The organism is Streptomyces sp. NPDC002754 (genome assembly GCF_053592315.1).
This window is the reverse complement of the sequence record NZ_JBSFVM010000009.1, coordinates 192,412-207,613: the sequence shown is the minus strand read 5'-3', so window position 1 is coordinate 207,613 and position 15,202 is coordinate 192,412. Positions and strand designations below refer to the sequence as shown.

At 70.3% G+C, this 15,202-nt stretch carries 12 protein-coding genes; 5 read left to right on the top strand and 7 right to left on the bottom strand.

What is annotated here, in order from left to right; translation table 11 throughout:
- Positions 1-44: 44 nt before the first annotated feature.
- On the top strand, positions 45-1,478 hold the full coding sequence (locus tag ACWD2L_RS20880) for an alpha-amylase (protein WP_351330984.1): 1,434 nt from the start codon (positions 45-47) through the stop codon (positions 1,476-1,478).
- Between the two features lie 4 nt (positions 1,479-1,482).
- Here ACWD2L_RS20880 and ACWD2L_RS20875 read toward each other — a convergent pair whose 3' ends face one another.
- The 5 genes from ACWD2L_RS20875 to ACWD2L_RS20855 form a co-directional block, all read right to left on the bottom strand.
- On the bottom strand, positions 1,483-1,902 hold the full coding sequence (locus ACWD2L_RS20875; RefSeq protein ID WP_351330985.1) for a hypothetical protein: 420 nt from the start codon (positions 1,900-1,902) through the stop codon (positions 1,483-1,485).
- Between the two features lie 68 nt (positions 1,903-1,970).
- A complete protein-coding gene (locus ACWD2L_RS20870) occupies positions 1,971-3,632 on the bottom strand; it encodes a glycoside hydrolase family 13 protein (RefSeq protein ID WP_351330986.1) in 1,662 nt (553 codons plus the stop codon).
- A 24-nt stretch (positions 3,633-3,656) separates the two neighbouring features.
- A complete protein-coding gene (locus ACWD2L_RS20865) occupies positions 3,657-4,580 on the bottom strand; it encodes a sugar ABC transporter permease (RefSeq protein WP_351330987.1) in 924 nt (307 codons plus the stop codon).
- Positions 4,581-4,599: 19 nt separating this feature from the next.
- Complete coding sequence (locus tag ACWD2L_RS20860; protein ID WP_351330988.1) at positions 4,600-5,592, bottom strand: carbohydrate ABC transporter permease; 993 nt, start codon at positions 5,590-5,592, stop codon at positions 4,600-4,602.
- 100 nt (positions 5,593-5,692) lie between these two features.
- A complete protein-coding gene (locus ACWD2L_RS20855; protein WP_351330989.1) occupies positions 5,693-6,967 on the bottom strand; it encodes an extracellular solute-binding protein in 1,275 nt (424 codons plus the stop codon).
- A 275-nt stretch (positions 6,968-7,242) separates the two neighbouring features.
- Here ACWD2L_RS20855 and ACWD2L_RS20850 point away from each other — a divergent pair, with 275 nt between their 5' ends.
- The 3 genes from ACWD2L_RS20850 (at position 7,243) to ACWD2L_RS20840 (ending at position 9,648) form a co-directional block, all read left to right on the top strand.
- Positions 7,243-8,337: a LacI family DNA-binding transcriptional regulator gene (locus tag ACWD2L_RS20850; RefSeq protein ID WP_351330990.1), complete on the top strand. Its 1,095-nt coding sequence runs from the start codon at positions 7,243-7,245 to the stop codon at positions 8,335-8,337.
- A gap of 76 nt (positions 8,338-8,413) precedes the next feature.
- Positions 8,414-8,899, top strand: a complete 486-nt coding sequence (locus ACWD2L_RS20845) for an Lrp/AsnC family transcriptional regulator (RefSeq protein WP_351330991.1) — start codon at positions 8,414-8,416, stop codon at positions 8,897-8,899.
- Positions 8,900-8,931: 32 nt separating this feature from the next.
- Positions 8,932-9,648: an HAD family hydrolase gene (locus tag ACWD2L_RS20840; protein WP_351330992.1), complete on the top strand. Its 717-nt coding sequence runs from the start codon at positions 8,932-8,934 to the stop codon at positions 9,646-9,648.
- On the opposite strand, the gene ACWD2L_RS20835 is transcribed toward ACWD2L_RS20840, so the two are convergent.
- Together ACWD2L_RS20835 and ACWD2L_RS20830 are read right to left on the bottom strand one after the other, a co-directional pair.
- A complete protein-coding gene (locus ACWD2L_RS20835; RefSeq protein ID WP_351330993.1) occupies positions 9,596-11,251 on the bottom strand; it encodes an AMP-binding protein in 1,656 nt (551 codons plus the stop codon). The genes ACWD2L_RS20840 and ACWD2L_RS20835 overlap by 53 nt on opposite strands.
- An 11-nt stretch (positions 11,252-11,262) precedes the next feature.
- Positions 11,263-11,916 (bottom strand): TetR/AcrR family transcriptional regulator, encoded by a 654-nt coding sequence (locus ACWD2L_RS20830; RefSeq protein ID WP_351330994.1) that lies wholly within the window; start codon positions 11,914-11,916, stop codon positions 11,263-11,265.
- Between the two features lie 126 nt (positions 11,917-12,042).
- Here ACWD2L_RS20830 and ACWD2L_RS20825 point away from each other — a divergent pair, with 126 nt between their 5' ends.
- Entirely contained in the window at positions 12,043-15,198 is a 3,156-nt protein-coding gene (locus ACWD2L_RS20825) for a carboxyl transferase domain-containing protein (RefSeq protein ID WP_351330995.1), read from the top strand.
- Positions 15,199-15,202: the final 4 nt, after the last annotated feature.

Genomic DNA, 15,202 nt, shown 5'->3' with positions numbered 1-15,202 from the left:
ACGCTCACGACGCGCCACCAGAACCCCACATTCAGGAGCCGCACATGCAGCACGACACATCCCTCACCCCCAAAAGCCCTCGTCGGCGCCGTCGTACCGTCACCGCGATGGCGCTCGGCGCCCTCACCCTCGGCGGCATGGCGTCCCTGCCCGCCCCGACGGCACAGGCCGCCGACACCGGCACACCCAACGGTGATGTCATCGCCAACCTGTGGCAGTGGAACTGGGCGTCGGTCGCCAAGGAGTGCACCGACACCCTCGACCCGGCGGGCTACGGCGCCGTCCAGGTCGCCCCTCCCGAGGAGTCCCTCAAGCAGGCCGACCTCTACTGGTGGGACGTCTACCAGCCGTACTCGTACAAGCTCGACAGCCGCTTCGGCAACGAGAGCGCCTTCAAGGACATGGTCGACACCTGCCACGGCGCCGGCATCGAGGTCTACACCGACGCCGTCATCAACCACACGGCGGCGCAGACCGGGACCGGCTACGCGGGCACCACCATCTCCAACAAGTACGACACCCCGGACTACGACCCGGCCGACAGCGACAACTGCACCAAGACCATCGCCAACTGGTCGGACCAGCAAGAGGTCCAGAACTGCGAACTGCTCGGCATGCCCGACCTCGACACAGCCGAGTCGGGCGTCCGCGAGAAGATCACGGGCTTCCTCAACAAGCAGATCGACCTGGGCGTCGACGGGTTCCGTGTCGACGCCGCCAAGCACATCCCCACGGGGGACATGAACGCGATCGTGGGCGCCCTGCACACGACGACATCGGGCGACGCCCCCTACATCACACAGGAGGTCTACCCGGGCAACCCGCCCGCGCTCGGGGACTACTACGCCAACGGGGACGTCCTCGACTTTGGCTACGCCGCCACCATGAAGTCGTCGTTCGGCGGCGGTGACATCGCCAACCTCGAATCGCTGGGCGGCGGTTCGGGGCTCGCGGACGAGGCGAACTCCAACACCTTCGTCACCAACCACGACACCGAACGCAACGGCTACACGCTCAGCTACAAGGACGGCGCGACCGCCACCCTCGCCAACGTCTTCCAGCTGGCGCGCGGCTACGGGCGGCCCTCGGTCTACGCCGCCTGGAAGTTCGACCAGAGCGACGCGGCGCCGCCGAACGACGGCAGTGGCGCCGTCACCGACACCGACTGCTCGGGCGCCTGGTCCTGCCTCGACCGGGACGAGGCCATCACCGGGATGGTGGGCTGGCACAACGCGGCGGCCGGCAAGGACGTGACGGACTGGCAGTCACCCGCGTCGAACGTGATCGGCTTCGGGCGCGGCGACGTCGGCTTCGTCGCGATCAACAACACGTCGTCCGACAGCACACACACGTACACGACGAGCCTGGCCGACGGCACGTACGACAACGCCCTCGGCGAAGGCTCGGTGACGGTCTCCGGCGGCAAGGCGGAACTCACGGTGCCCGCGAAGGGCGCGGTGGCCTTCCACACCGCGTAGTCGCTCAGCGCGGGTCGCGGGCGCGCCGCATCGCCCACAGCACGTAGGCGGTCGCGCCCGCGACGGCGAGCGCGGCACCGTAGCCGAACACCATCGCGTTCTCGGGTGGTGCCTCGTCGACGTGTGCCGAGCCGGAGGCGGAGACCCAGACGCGCAGCGGACCCATTTGCTGCCCGTCTTCGAGCGCCTCGTCGAAGTACCCCTGCTCCCCGAGGCCGTGCACGAATCCGTGCACGGCCTCGCCGCGTGGTGTCTTCCAGGCGAACGTCTCGCTGGTGTTCGACTCGCCGATCTGATTCGCCGTCGCCCAGTACCCGTCCACGTACGCACGTGTCGCCAGTAGCCCGTGCCTCAGTGGCAGTGCGAACGCGACGAGTACCAGCGCCCACAGCACGATCCGCACGACCCTCCGCTGTGACCTCACAGCCGGGAGCCTATGCCGAAGGGGCGGGGCCCGACGGGCCCCGCCCCATACCGTTGCCGTGCCTGAGGTCAGGCGATCTCCCACCACACCGTCGTGTCCGCCGGCAGGTCGATGGCTCCGTCGGGCACCGTCACCGGCTCCGAGGCGAGCAGTACCGTGCCGGGTGCCGGGAGGCGCACCGCCGTGTCCGTCGTGTTGACCGTGCAGGCGAAGCCGGGGCGCTCGAAGTGGAGCACACCCTGCGGGGCGTCCCCGTGCCACTTCACACCGTCGCCGGCGCCGAGGCCCGGCGTGGTGCGGCGCAGTGCGAGCGCCGAGCGGTACATCTCCAGGGTCGACTCCGGGTCGCCGGTCTGCGCCTCGACGCTCAACTCGCCCCAGGTGTCCGGCTGCGGGAGCCAGCTGCCGCCGTCACCGAAGCCGTACGAGGGTCCCGTGCGGGTCCACGGGATCGGCACCCGGCAGCCGTCGCGGAAGCCGTCCTGGCCCTCGGCGCGGAAGTACGAGGGGTCCTGGCGGACCTCGTCGGGGAGGTCGGTGACATCAGGGAGGCCGAGTTCCTCGCCCTGGTAGATGTACGCCGAGCCGGGCAGGGCGAGCATCAGGAGGGTGGCGGCGCGGGCGCGGCGCAGGCCGAGTTCGCGGTCGCCGGGGGTGCGGATCTGGGTGCCGCCGGGCGGGTTGGCGTAGCGGGTGGCGTGCCGGGTGACGTCGTGATTGGACAGCACCCAGGTCGCCGGGGCGCCGACCGGACGCATCGCGTCGAGTGAGCTGTCGATGATCTCGCGCAGCCCCTCGGCATCCCAAGGGGCGCCCAGGTACTGGAAGTTGAAGGCCTGGTGGAGTTCGTCGGGGCGCACGTAGTTCGCGGTGCGCTCGACGGTCGGCGTCCAGGCCTCGGCCACGAAGATGCGATCGCTGTCGTACTCGTCGAGGATCGTGCGCCACGAGCGGTAGATGTCGTGGACGCCGTCCTGGTCGAAGAACGGCATGACGTCATTGCCGAGGAGCTTCAGCTGTTCGCCGCCGCCGAGGTCCGGCAGCCCCTCCGCCTTGACGAGGCCGTGGGCGACGTCGACGCGGAAGCCGTCGACGCCCATGTCGAGCCAGAAGCGCAGGATGGAGCGGAACTCGTCGGCGACCGCCGGGTGTTCCCAGTTGAGGTCGGGCTGCTCCGGGGCGAAGAGGTGCAGGTACCACTCGCCGTCGGGGAGCCGGGTCCAGGCGGGGCCGCCGAAGATGGACTCCCAGTCGTTGGGCGGGAGTTCGCCGCCCGCGCCCTTGCCGGGGCGGAAGTGGTAGCGGTCGCGGAGCGGGGAGCCCGGTCCTTCCGCGACCGCGCGCTTGAACCACTCGTGCTGGTCGGAGGAGTGGTTGGGGACCAGGTCGACGATGATGCGCAGGTCGAGGGCGTGCGCGTCACGGATCACCCCGTCGGCGTCGAGCAGTGTGCCGTACATCGGGTCGACGGCCCGGTAGTCGGCGACGTCGTAGCCGCCGTCGGCCTGCGGCGAGGCGTAGAACGGGGACAGCCACACCGCGTCGACGCCCAACTCGCGCAAGTGCGGCAGGCGTCGGCGGATGCCTTCGAGGTCACCCGTGCCGTCGCCGTCGCTGTCCGCGAAGCTGCGCGGATAGACCTGGTAGATGACCGCGTCCCGCCACCAGTCGGAGGTCTCTCGGGTCGTGGTGGCGGCCGCCACCGGCTGGTCCGTGGAGTGCTGGCTCATGATGTCCTTGCTGCGTAGCCGGGTTCAGCCCTTGGTTCCGCCGGCGGTCAGGCCGGTGACCAGGTGCTTCTGGACAAGGTAGAAGAAAGCGGTCACAGGGATGGCGATCAACACCGCGGTCGCGGCCATCAGGTTCCACTGCGCGTCGTGTTCGCTGACGAAGCTCGACAGGCCGATCGCGAAGGTGTACTTGGTGTCGCTGAGCATGAAGGTGTTGGCGAAGGCGACCTCGGCGAACGCCGTGATGAAGGCGTAGAACGCGGCGACCGCGATGCCCGGCTTCGCGAGCGGCAGGATGAGCCGCCAGAAGGTGCCGAACGGGCTGAGCCCGTCGATCCGGCCCGCCTCGTCGATCTCTGCGGGGATGGTGTCGAAGTAGCCCTTCAGCAGCCAGGTGCAGTACGGCACGATCGTCGTGCAGTTGATGAGGATGAGGCCCTGGTAGGTGTCGATCAGACCGAGCCGGGAGAAGATCTCGTAGATCGGCACGATCAGCACGGCGATCGGGAAGGCCTGCGTGAGCAGCAGCACCCACATCAGCGGGCGGTAGCCGGGAAAGCGCATCCGGGAGACGGCGTAGCCGGTCGTCGCCGCGAACAGCACGCCGACGAGCGTGGTGCCGAGCGCCACGATCAGCGTCGACGCCGCCCAGTGGAAGAACTGGGTGTGCTCCAGGACGTAACTGTAGTTGTCGAGGGTCGCCTTGCTCGCGATGTTGCCCGGGTGAAGGTAGTCGTCCTTGTCGGGGCCAAGGGACAGATACGTCAGCCAGACGACGGGGAACAGCGCGACGAGGCTCGCCACGGCGAGGACGCCGTGGGTGAGGGCCTTCGCGAGCGGGCCGCGCTCGCCGCGCCCGCGTACGCGCGGGGTCTTCGCGGGAGCGGCCTCGGTCGCGGGGCGCCCCGCGGGGGCACGTGACGCGGAGCTGGTGGTCGTAGTGCTCATGATGGGGGCTCCTGCGGCGTCAGACGGCGAGCTGCTCATTGCGCTTCAACCAGCGGTAGTAGAAGGACGTGAACACGGTGAGGATCGACAGGAGGAGCACGCCGTACGCGGCGGACTGCGCGAAGTCGCGCGGCTGTTGCCCGAAGCCGAGCCGGTAGGCCCAGGTGACGAGGATCTGTGCGTCCGGTGCCGTGTTGCCGAAGAGCAGGAAGATGATCGCGAACTGGTTGAACGTCCAGATGATGCCGAGAAGGACGACGGTCGAGCTGACCGGCCTGAGGCCCGGCAGCGTGATGTGCCGGAAGCGCTGCCAGGCGTTGGCGCCGTCCATCTCCGCGGCCTCGTACAGCGACGCGTCGATGGACTGGAGGCCGCCGAGCAGCGAGATCATCATGAACGGCACGCCGCACCACGTGTTGACGAGGACCGCGGAGATCCGCTGGAACGTCGGATCCTCCAGCCACTGCGGTTGCGGCATGTGCAGGGTGCCGAGACTCGCGTTGATGATCCCGGAGTCGGCGAGCATGATGCGCCACGCGAAGACGGTGACGAAGGTCGGCACGGCCCACGGCAGGATCAGCATCAGCCGGTAGAAGGTGCGTCCGCGCAACTTCTCGTTGAGGAGCAGCGCGAGACCGAGCCCGATGCAGTAGTGCAGGGCCACACAGATCGCCGTCCACGCGACGGTCCACACGAAGTGCGACCAGAAGCGGTCGTACGAGGAGGGGCCCCACAGGATGTCGGCGTAGTTGTCGAGGCCGACGAACTCGTAGGTGGCCTCGATCTGGTTGACGCCGATGGTGCGGGCCGAGTTGAGGCTGTTGGCGTTCGTGAGCGTCAGGTAGAAGCCGCGTACCAGGGGGTAGACGACGAGGACGCCGAGGACGACGACGACCGGGGCGATCATCGCGTACGCGTACCAGTACCTGCGGTACGAGTCCTTGAAGCGCCGGATCGGGCCTGGGCGCGGCGCGGGCTTCTTCGCGGCCGGGCGGTCGACGGCAAGGGTCATGCGGGCACCTTCTGAATCGGGCTGCCTGATGTCGGTCTGCGGCAAGGCTGTGCCGGTTCGCGCCCTCCCCTCCGGGGCGCGAACCGGCAGTGTCACCAGGTCACTTGGAGAAGCTGGGCAGCAGCTTGGCGAACGAGGTCTCCAGGCCCTTGATGCCCTGGTCGAGCGACTCCTTGCCGGTGGCGACCTTCGGCAGCTCCTGGTCCATCGGCGTCCACAGCGAGCTGTACTCCGGCAGCTCGGGGCGGGGCCGGGCCGCGTCGAGCACCTTCTGGTAGCCGGCGATGCCGGGGTCGGCGGTGACCTTCGCGGTGAACGCGTCCTCGCGGGTGGGCAGCGTCGAGTTCTTCAGGGCGGTCTGCTCCTGCGTCTTCGCCGACGTCATCCACTTCACGAACTTGAGCGAGGCCTCCTGGTGGGCCTTGTCCGAGCCCGCGTACACGGACAGGTTGTGGCCGCCCGTCGGGGCGCCCGGCTTGCCGCCGGAGCCGGCCGGGACGGTGGCGATGCCGAGGTTCTTCTTGTCCTTGAACGCCGAACCCTTGTAGAAGTTCGTGATCTCCCACGGGCCCTGGATGGTCGAGGCGACCTTGCCGTTCACGAACGCGTCCTGGATGTGCGCGTACGCGTCCGCGGTGGCGTCGGCCTTGTGCAGGCCCTTGCCGCTGAACAGGCCCTGCCAGGCGGTGAGGCCCTTCTTGGCCTCGGCGGAGCCGATGGTGATCTTCTTGCCCTCGGCGTCGACGGTGTCGGTGTTCTCGCCGAACAGGAACGGCTGGGCGTAGTAGCCGGCCGTGGAGCCCCAGAAGCCGTCGGCCCCGGTCTCCGCCTTGACCTTGGCCGCGTCCTTCTTCAACTGATCCCAGGTGGTGGGCGCCTCGGTGATGCCCGCCTTCTTGAAGAGGGCCTTGTTGTAGACGAAGGCGAGGGTGTCGGTGACCAGCGGGACACCGTACGTCTTGCCGTCGAACTGGGCCTGCTTGATGAGGGACGCCTGGAACTTGTCCTTGTCGGCGAGCGCCTCGGTGCCGTCGAGCGGCAGCAGGTAGCTCTTCTTGGCGAACGCCGGCGTCCAGCCGACCTCGGCGCGCAGCACGTCGGGGGCGCCGCTGGCACCGGCCGCCGTGTCGAACTTGTTCTGGGCGTCATCGAAGGGCACGTTGACGTACTTCACCTTGATGTCCGGGTTGGCCTTGGTGAAGTCCGCGGCCAACGCCTTGTACGTGGGTGCCTCGTTGGTGGCGTTCGATGTGTCCCACCAGGTAATGGTGACCGGGCCCGATGCCTTGTCGCCGCTGTCGTCACTTCCACCGCAGGCCGTCGCCGCGAGTGCGAGGGACGCCACCACCGCGGTGGCCGCTATGCCACGCCGCATGAGATCTCCTAGAGGGTTGGGCCCGACTGAGCGACGTGAACGTAACAGCGCCGCAAGCCCGAGGAAAGACTTTGCTGAAAAATTTTGCAGAGACGGATGGAGGTTACGGGTTCGTGACCTCCAAGTTCCGCTGGATAGCGGGTTGTTATCGCCTGTTACATGGCACTATGTAGGCCTTGCAAGGGTCTGCAAGCTCTTGCCACAGGGCGGCGTCACAGGGATCATCGGGACTCCCGCCCCAGCTCCCCCAGCTCTTGGCCCCCACAAGGAGTGCGATGACCCAGCTGCCCGCCCAGGCCGCCCGCAAGGCGGCGCAGGGCCCGCCCGCCACCGCGCGCCTCGCCGACATCGCGGCGCAGGCGGGGGTGAGCGAGGCGACGGTGAGCCGGGTCCTCAACAGCAAGCCGGGCGTCGCCGCGGCCACCCGCCAGTCGGTTCTCGCCGCGCTCGACGTGCTCGGCTACGAACGTCCGGTACGCCTTCGCCGGCGCAGCGAGGGACTCGTCGGCCTGATCACGCCGGAGCTGGAGAACCCGATCTTCCCGGCGCTCGCCCAGGTCATCGGGCAGGCGCTGACCCGCCAGGGCTACACACCGGTCCTCGCGACGCAGACCCCCGGCGGCTCGACGGAGGACGAGCTTACGGAGATGCTCGTCGACCGTGGTGTCACCGGCATCATCTACGTCTCCGGCCTGCACGCCGACACCACGGCCGACATGCGGCGCTACGAGCAACTGCGGGCGCAGGGTGTGCCGTTCGTGCTCGTCGACGGGTTCTCGCCGCAGGTGCGGGCGCCGTTCATCTCGCCGGACGACCGTGCGGCCATGCAACTGGCGGTCACTCACCTCGGCTCGCTCGGCCACTCGCGGATCGGGCTTGCGCTCGGTCCGAAGCGGTTCGTACCGGTGCAGCGGAAGATCGAGGGCTTCGTGCGGGCGATGCGGGACCGGTTCGAGCTCGCGCCCGACGACGTCGAGCGCGAGCTCGTCCAGCACTCCCTTTACACGCTGGAGGGTGGGCAGGCCGCGGCCTTCGACCTGATGGACCGCGGCTGCACGGCGATCGTGTGCGCCAGCGACATGATGGCGCTCGGTGCGATCCGGGCGGCACGGCAGCGGGGGCTCGAGGTGCCGGACGACATCTCGGTGGTCGGGTTCGACGACTCCCCGCTCATCGCGTTCACGGATCCGCCGCTCACGACGATTCGTAAGCCGGTCCAGGCGATGGGGCAGGCGGCGGTTCGTACGGTGCTGGAGGAGATCGGGGGGACGCCGGCGCCGCATACGGAGTTCGTGTTCATGCCGGAGCTGGTGGTTCGGGGGTCGACCAGTTCAAGCCCGGTGGGCCCCTCAAGCCCCGCCGGCGATTGAGGCGCGGGGCCCGGGGCAGAGCCCCGCGACCGCAACGCCGATGCCGCCCAACTGGACCATTGGTACAGTCAGCGACGTGCCAGTCGATCACTTGGACACCCGCATCCTCCGCCTGCTCCTCGAGCGGCCGCGAACCAGCATGCGCGAGTACGCCCGCATCCTCGGAGTCGCACGCGGGACGCTCCAGGCCCGGGTCGACCGGATGGAGCGGGACGGTGTGATCACCGGCGTGCAGCCGTCCCTCTCGCCCGCGGCCCTCGGCCACCCGGTGCTCGCCTTCGTGCACATCGAGACGACGCAGGGCCACCTGGGGGACGTCGGGGACGAGCTCGCGGGCGTGCCGGAGATCATCGAGGCGTACTCCACGACCGGCGGCGGCGATCTCCTCGCGCGCGTCGCGGCGCGCGACGCCGAGCATCTGGAGGATGTGATCCAGCAGCTCAACCGGCTGCCGGGCGTGGTCCGCACCCGCACGGAGGTGGCGCTGCGCGAGCGCGTCCCGCACCGGCTGCTGCCGCTGGTCGAGTCGATCGGGAAGGCGGCGAGGCAGCCGCGCGGATGATCGGTGGACTCCGGTCCTGCATCCTGGGTCACATGAGCGACGCGAACCACCCCTCGTACCACTTCGGCGACACCGCGGTCGTCTTCGATCTCGACGGCACCCTCGTCGACAGCGAGCCGAACTACTTCCGGGCCTCCCTCGCCACCCTGGCCCGCCAGGGCGTCAAGGACTTCACGTGGGCCGACCACGAGACGTACGTCGGGATCTCCACGCTGGAGACCATCGGCATCTGGAAGCGGACGTACGGCATCGACGTGCCGGACGGCGAGCTGCTGGAGGAGATGAACGCCCGCTATCTGGAGCTCGCGCGCGCCGACACCCATGTCTTCCCGCAGATGCGTCTCTTCGTCGAGCGGCTGGGCGCGGCGGGCGTGCCGATGATCGTCGCGTCGGGCTCCTCGCCGGAGGCCATCGACGCGATCCTCACCGGTACGGGGCTCGGCACGCACTTGCAGCTGTACGTGTCGGCGGACGAGGTGGAGCACGGCAAGCCGGCGCCCGACGTGTTCCTGGAGGCGGCACACCGGCTCGGCACCCGGGCCTCGCACTGTGTGGTCCTGGAGGACGCGGCGCCGGGCGCCGCCGCCGCGCACGCGGCCGGCATGCGCTGCATCGCGCTGCCGTATGTCGCGGCGCAGGCGGACGACCCGGCGTTCACCACGGCCGACCTGCTGTTCAAGGGCGGTCAGGAGGAGTTCACGGCGCGGGCCGCGTGCGAGTGGCTCGAGCGCTCAGCTCCGTCTTCCTGATCTTCCCGGTGGGGGTGAGCGGCAGCTCGTCGAGTATCTCGACGACGCCCGGCACCTTGTACGTCGCCATGTTCCCGGCCGCCCACTCCTTCAGCGCCTCCCCGGTGAGCGCGGATCCCGGGACGGTGCGCGCGAACGCGTACGGGCGCTGACCGCTCTCCGGATCGTCGACGGCGACGACCGCGGCGGCCAGCACGTCGGGGTGCTGGGCGAGCAGTGTCTCCACCTCCGTCGGGAAGACGCTCATGCCCTTCACCTTGATCATGTCCTTGTCGCGGCCCAGGTAGTGCAGGCAGCCCTCTTCGTCGAGGGCGCCGATGTCCCCGGTGTGCAGCCAGCCGTCCCGCAGCGCGCTCGCGGTCGCCTCGGGAGCGCGCCAGTACCTGGTCAGCACGGACGGGCCGCGGACCACGATCTCGCCCCGCTCCCCCAGCGGCAGCGGCTCACCGGTGGTGAAGTCGACGACCATGAAGTCCGTGCCGGGGACGGGCAGTCCGCAGAACACCGGGTCGCTCAGCAGATCGTGGTCGCCGTCCTGGAAGCCGAGTGTGTTGGTGTCACTGGTGTGTGTCTCGGTCATGCCGTACGAGGCCTCGCGCAGCACACTGTGCTCGCCGACGGCCGCCTTCCACCGGGCGCGCACACCCGGGGTGAGCTTGCGGATGAAGGAGACGGTGAGCGGGCTCGACAGGCTGGTCAGGTCGTGGCGCGCGAAATCGGGGTGGTCGAGGAGTTCGAGGTAGTTCTCGACGGTGCCGGCCATGGTGGTCGCGCCGTGGGTCTCGATGGCGTCGAGGACCTCGGCCGCGTTCCATCGGGTGAGCAGGATGCTGGTGCCGCCGGAGACGAGCGGGGCGAGGATGCCGAGGTTCTCGCCCGCGATCCAGAAGATGGGCAGGTAGCAGACCGAGACGATGCCGCGCGCCTGCTCCTCGTCGGTGGTTGAGCGGCCGTTGTCGATGGCGGTGGCCGTGTACACCATGTGCCGCTGGGTGTGCTCGCAGCCCTTGGGCAGTCCGGTGGTGCCTCCGGTGTAGTTGAGGGCGGCGAGCGCGTCGAGGTCGTCGGCCATGGTCTCGTGGCGGGCGTGGGCGACGGCCCGCGGCCAGTCGGCGTCCGCGAGCACGGTGCGTACGGGTGTGTCGGCGCGCACCTCGTCGATGGCGGGCAGCAGCGCGTCCCGCGTGACGAGCAACTCCGGTCCGGCGTCGTTGAGTTCGTGTCGCAGCTCCGCCGCGCGGAACATCGGGTTCACCGGCACGTGCACCGCTCCGATGCGGAGCACGGCGAGCAGGGCGACGACGAAACGGGCGCCGTTCGGCAGGAAGACGCCGACGCGGTCGCCGGGCCGTACGCCCTGTTCGGCCATCCAGCCCGCCAACCGGGCGCTCTCGTCGTCGAGTTGCCGGTAGCTGAGGGTCTCCGCCGCCGTGACGATCGCGGGCCGGTCCGGATGGAGCACGGCCCAGCGGGCCACATGCCCGGGGAGCGTCAACTCCCCTCCCTCATGGCGGGTTTCGGACGGTTGACGGCCGGACCTGGACTTGGCCTGGCGGGCGCGCAGGTCGTGCAGATGGGCCTGGATGGCTGTGCCGGTGGACAACGTGCGGCTCCCTACTGCTGCGGTGCTGCTCCGATACCGAGAAGGTGCAGGTACATGACGGTCGCGTCGGCGACCGCCTGGTCGTACGTGGCCGGCCGCTCGGCGACGAGCCGGGCGAATTCGATGCTCATGCCGCCGACGGCACGGGACAGGGTGAGCGGGTCGACGACCGGATGCACCCGGCCCTCGGCCGCGACCCGGCGTACGTAGCGGGCGGCGCGGCGGACCGGACGCTCGCGGATCTCCTCCCACAGGGCACGCACCTCGGCGTCGCCCCGCGCCTGCTGTTCGAGCAGGACGAGCAGCGGCAGATGCCGGGCGTAGGCGGCGATGAACGCGGCCGTGGAGGCGCGTGCCACCGCCGCCACGTCGTCGGTGTCCACCCCGGGCACGTCCTGAGCGGTGAGGAACGCGTCCCGTACGCGCCCCGCGAGCACCCGGAAGACCTCTTCCTTGGACGCGAAGTAGACGTAGAAACCGGCCCGTGACACCTCGGCCTGAGCCGTGATGTCGGCGATGGTCGCCGGGCCGTAGCCGAGCCGTGCGAAGACCTGCTCGGCCGCGTCGAGCAGCCGTCCGCGCGCCGGTGCGTCGGTCCGGTCGCGGGCGGTGCGGGTCGCCCATTCCTGCCGCCGGGGCGGTCTGTCCTGCTGACTGCGTGCCACAGCGCCAGAGTATTGACGTTGACGTCAGTGTCAATGAGCATGACGGAATCCGCGTTCGGAACCTCGGGTCCTCGGAATCCCGGAAACCCTGGTACCGAACCCGACTTCGAATTCCCGGAGGGGCACATGGGGTCTGCCGCCGTACTCGTCGCCAACCGAGGGGAGATCGCCGTCCGGGTGCTGCGCGCCGCCGCCGAACTCGGGCTGCGCACGGTGGCCGTGCACGAGCCGGGGGACGAGGCGCACCTGCACTTGGCGGACGAGGCCGTGCCGCTCGCGGCGGGCGGCTACCTGGACGCCGAGGCGCTGGTCGCGGCCGCGCGCCGGGCCGGTTGCACGTACCTCCACCCCGGCTACGGCTTCCTGAGCGAGTCCGCGGGGCTCGCCCGGCGGTGCGCGGACGCCGGTGTCACCTTCGTGGGTCCTTCGCCGGAGGTGCTCGACCTGTTCGGGGACAAGGCGCGCGCCCGTGCGCTCGCCGTCGAGACCGGGGTGCCGGTCCTGCCCGGCACCGAGGGTGACACCACGCTGGAGGAGGCGCGGGCGTTCCTCGCCGAAGCGGCGGGCGGCCCGGTGATGGTCAAGGCCGTGGGCGGGGGCGGCGGGCGCGGGATGCGGGTCGTACGGGACGCGGCGGAGCTCGACGAGGCGTGGGAGCGGTGTTCCTCCGAGGCCCAACAGGCGTTCGGCCGCAGCGAGTTGTATGTGGAGCGCCTGTGGGAGGGCGCCCGGCACATTGAGGTGCAGATCGTCGGCGACGGTGCCACCGCGAGTCATCTGTGGGAGCGGGACTGCAGCGCGCAGCGCCGCCACCAGAAGCTCGTCGAGATCGCCCCGGCGCCGGGCCTCGACGCGAGCCTGCGCGCCCGGCTCCTCGACGCCGCCCTGCGCCTGGCCGGGGCAGCCCACTACGCAGGTGTCGGCACGGTCGAATTCCTGGTGCGGGGCGAGGAGTTCGTGTTCATGGAGGCCAACCCGCGCCTCCAGGTGGAGCACACGGTGACGGAGGAGGTGACAGGAGTCGACCTGGTCGCGACGCAGCTGCGGATCGCGGCGGGCGAGAGCCTGGCCGACCTCGGTCTCACCGAGGAGCCGCCCGCGCCACGCGGCTTCGCCGTACAGCTGCGGGTGAACGCGGAGGTCACGGGCCCGGACGGAGCGGTGCGCCCGTCGGCGGGGCGGCTTTCGCGCCTCGACCTGCCGACGGGTCCCGGTGTCCGCGTCGACACCGCGGTCCGCACCGGAACCGACGTCGGCACGCGCTACGACTCCCTCCTCGCCAAGGTCGTCGCGCACGCGCCGGCCGGTGACTTCGCGGCGGCGGGCGCGCGGGCGCGGCGGGCGCTCGCCGAGTTCACGGTGGAGGGTGTGCGGACCGGCATCCCCTTCCTGGCCCGGCTGCTCGACCACCCCGGTTTCACGGCGGGCGGCTTCGACACGGGCTTCGTCCAGCGGCATCTGGCCGAACTGGCGCCACCGGTCGAGCCCGAACGCGCGACGGAAGCGGGCACGGTGGTCGCCCCCATGAGCGGCACGGTCGTCTCCGTCGACGTCGTCGCCGGTCAACACGTCACCGCGGGCGCCACGTTGCTCGTCCTCGAGGCCATGAAGATGGAGCACGTCGTGCGCGCCGAACAGGCGGGCATCGTACGGGCGGTGGGGGTGGTGGTCGGCGAGACGGTTACAGAATTCGCCGAAGTGCTACATCTCGACCTAGTGGAGGGGGAAGGACCGCGGCAGGACGCGGCCGTCGAGATCGACCTGGACGCGGTCCGCCCCGACCTCGCTCAGGTCGTGGAGCGGCACGCCTTCGGTCTCGACGAGAACCGCCCCGAAGCGGTTGCCAAGCGGCATGCGAAGGGGCTGCGCACGGCGCGCGAGAACATCGAGGACCTGTGCGACCCGGGGACGTTCACCGAGTACGGCGCGCTCGCGGTGGCCGCGCAGCGGCGCCGCCGCCCGCTGGACGACCTGATCCGCTCGACGCCCGCCGACGGCATGGTCACCGGCACGGGCCGGATCGGCGGCGCGCCCGCGGTCGCGATGTCGTACGACTACACGGTGCTCGCCGGGACGCAGGGCCACAACAACCACCGCAAGACCGACCGGATGCTGCACCTGGCCGAGGAACGCGGGCTGCCCGTCGTGCTGTTCGCGGAGGGCGGCGGTGGCCGGCCCGGCGACACCGACACCGCGTCGATCGCGGGCCTTGACGTCATGACGTTCCATCAAATGGCCCGGCTCAACGGCAAGGTCCCGCTCGTCGGCATCGCGTCGGGCCGCTGCTTCGCGGGCAACGCGGCGCTGCTCGGCAGCTGCGACGTCATCATCGCGACACCCGAGGCGAACATCGGCATGGGCGGCCCCGCGATGATCGAGGGCGGCGGCCTCGGCGTGCACCGCCCGGAGGACATCGGCCCACTGTCGGTGCAGGTGCCGAACGGGGTGGTGGACCTGCCGGTGGCCGACGAGGCGGAGGCGGTCCGCGTGGCCCGCGCCTACCTGTCCTACTTCCAGGGCCCGCAGGCGAGTTGGGAGTCACCGGACCCGCGGCGCCTGCGCCACGCGATCCCCGAGAACCGGCGCCGCGCCTACGACATCCGTACCGCCATCGACGGGCTCGCCGACACGGACTCGGTGCTCGAACTGCGCCGCGGCTTCGGTACGGGTGTCATCACGGCGCTCGTACGGATCGAGGGCCGGCCGATGGGCCTGGTCGCCAACAACCCGGCGCACCTCGGCGGCGCCGTAGACCGGGACGCCGCGGACAAGGCGGCGCGCTTCCTCCGGCTGTGCGAGTCCTTCGGCCTCCCGGTCGTCTCGCTGTGCGACACGCCCGGTTTCATGGTCGGTCCGGAGTCCGAACGCACCGCGACGGTACGGCAGTTCGCGGACCTGTTCGTGGCAGGAGCCCGCCTCACCGTCCCCCTGGTCTGCCTCGTGCTGCGCAAGGCGTACGGGCTCGGGGCGATGGCCATGATGGGCGGTTCCACGCGGGCCCCGCTCGGCACGGCCGCCTGGCCGAGCGGCGAGTTCGGCGGGATGGGCCTGGAGGGTGCGGTGCGGCTCGGGTACCGCCGCGAACTGGAGGCGATCACCGATCGCGCCGAGCGGGAGCGGGCGTTCGAGGCGCGGGTCGCCGAGATGTACGAACACGGGAAGGCGGTGAACGCGGCGGCGGCGCTGGAGATCGACGCGGTGATCGACCCGGCGGATTCCCGGAGTTGGGTCGTGTCGGCACTGGACGCGCCGATCATGACCTCGGACACGTCCGCGCATTGACGCC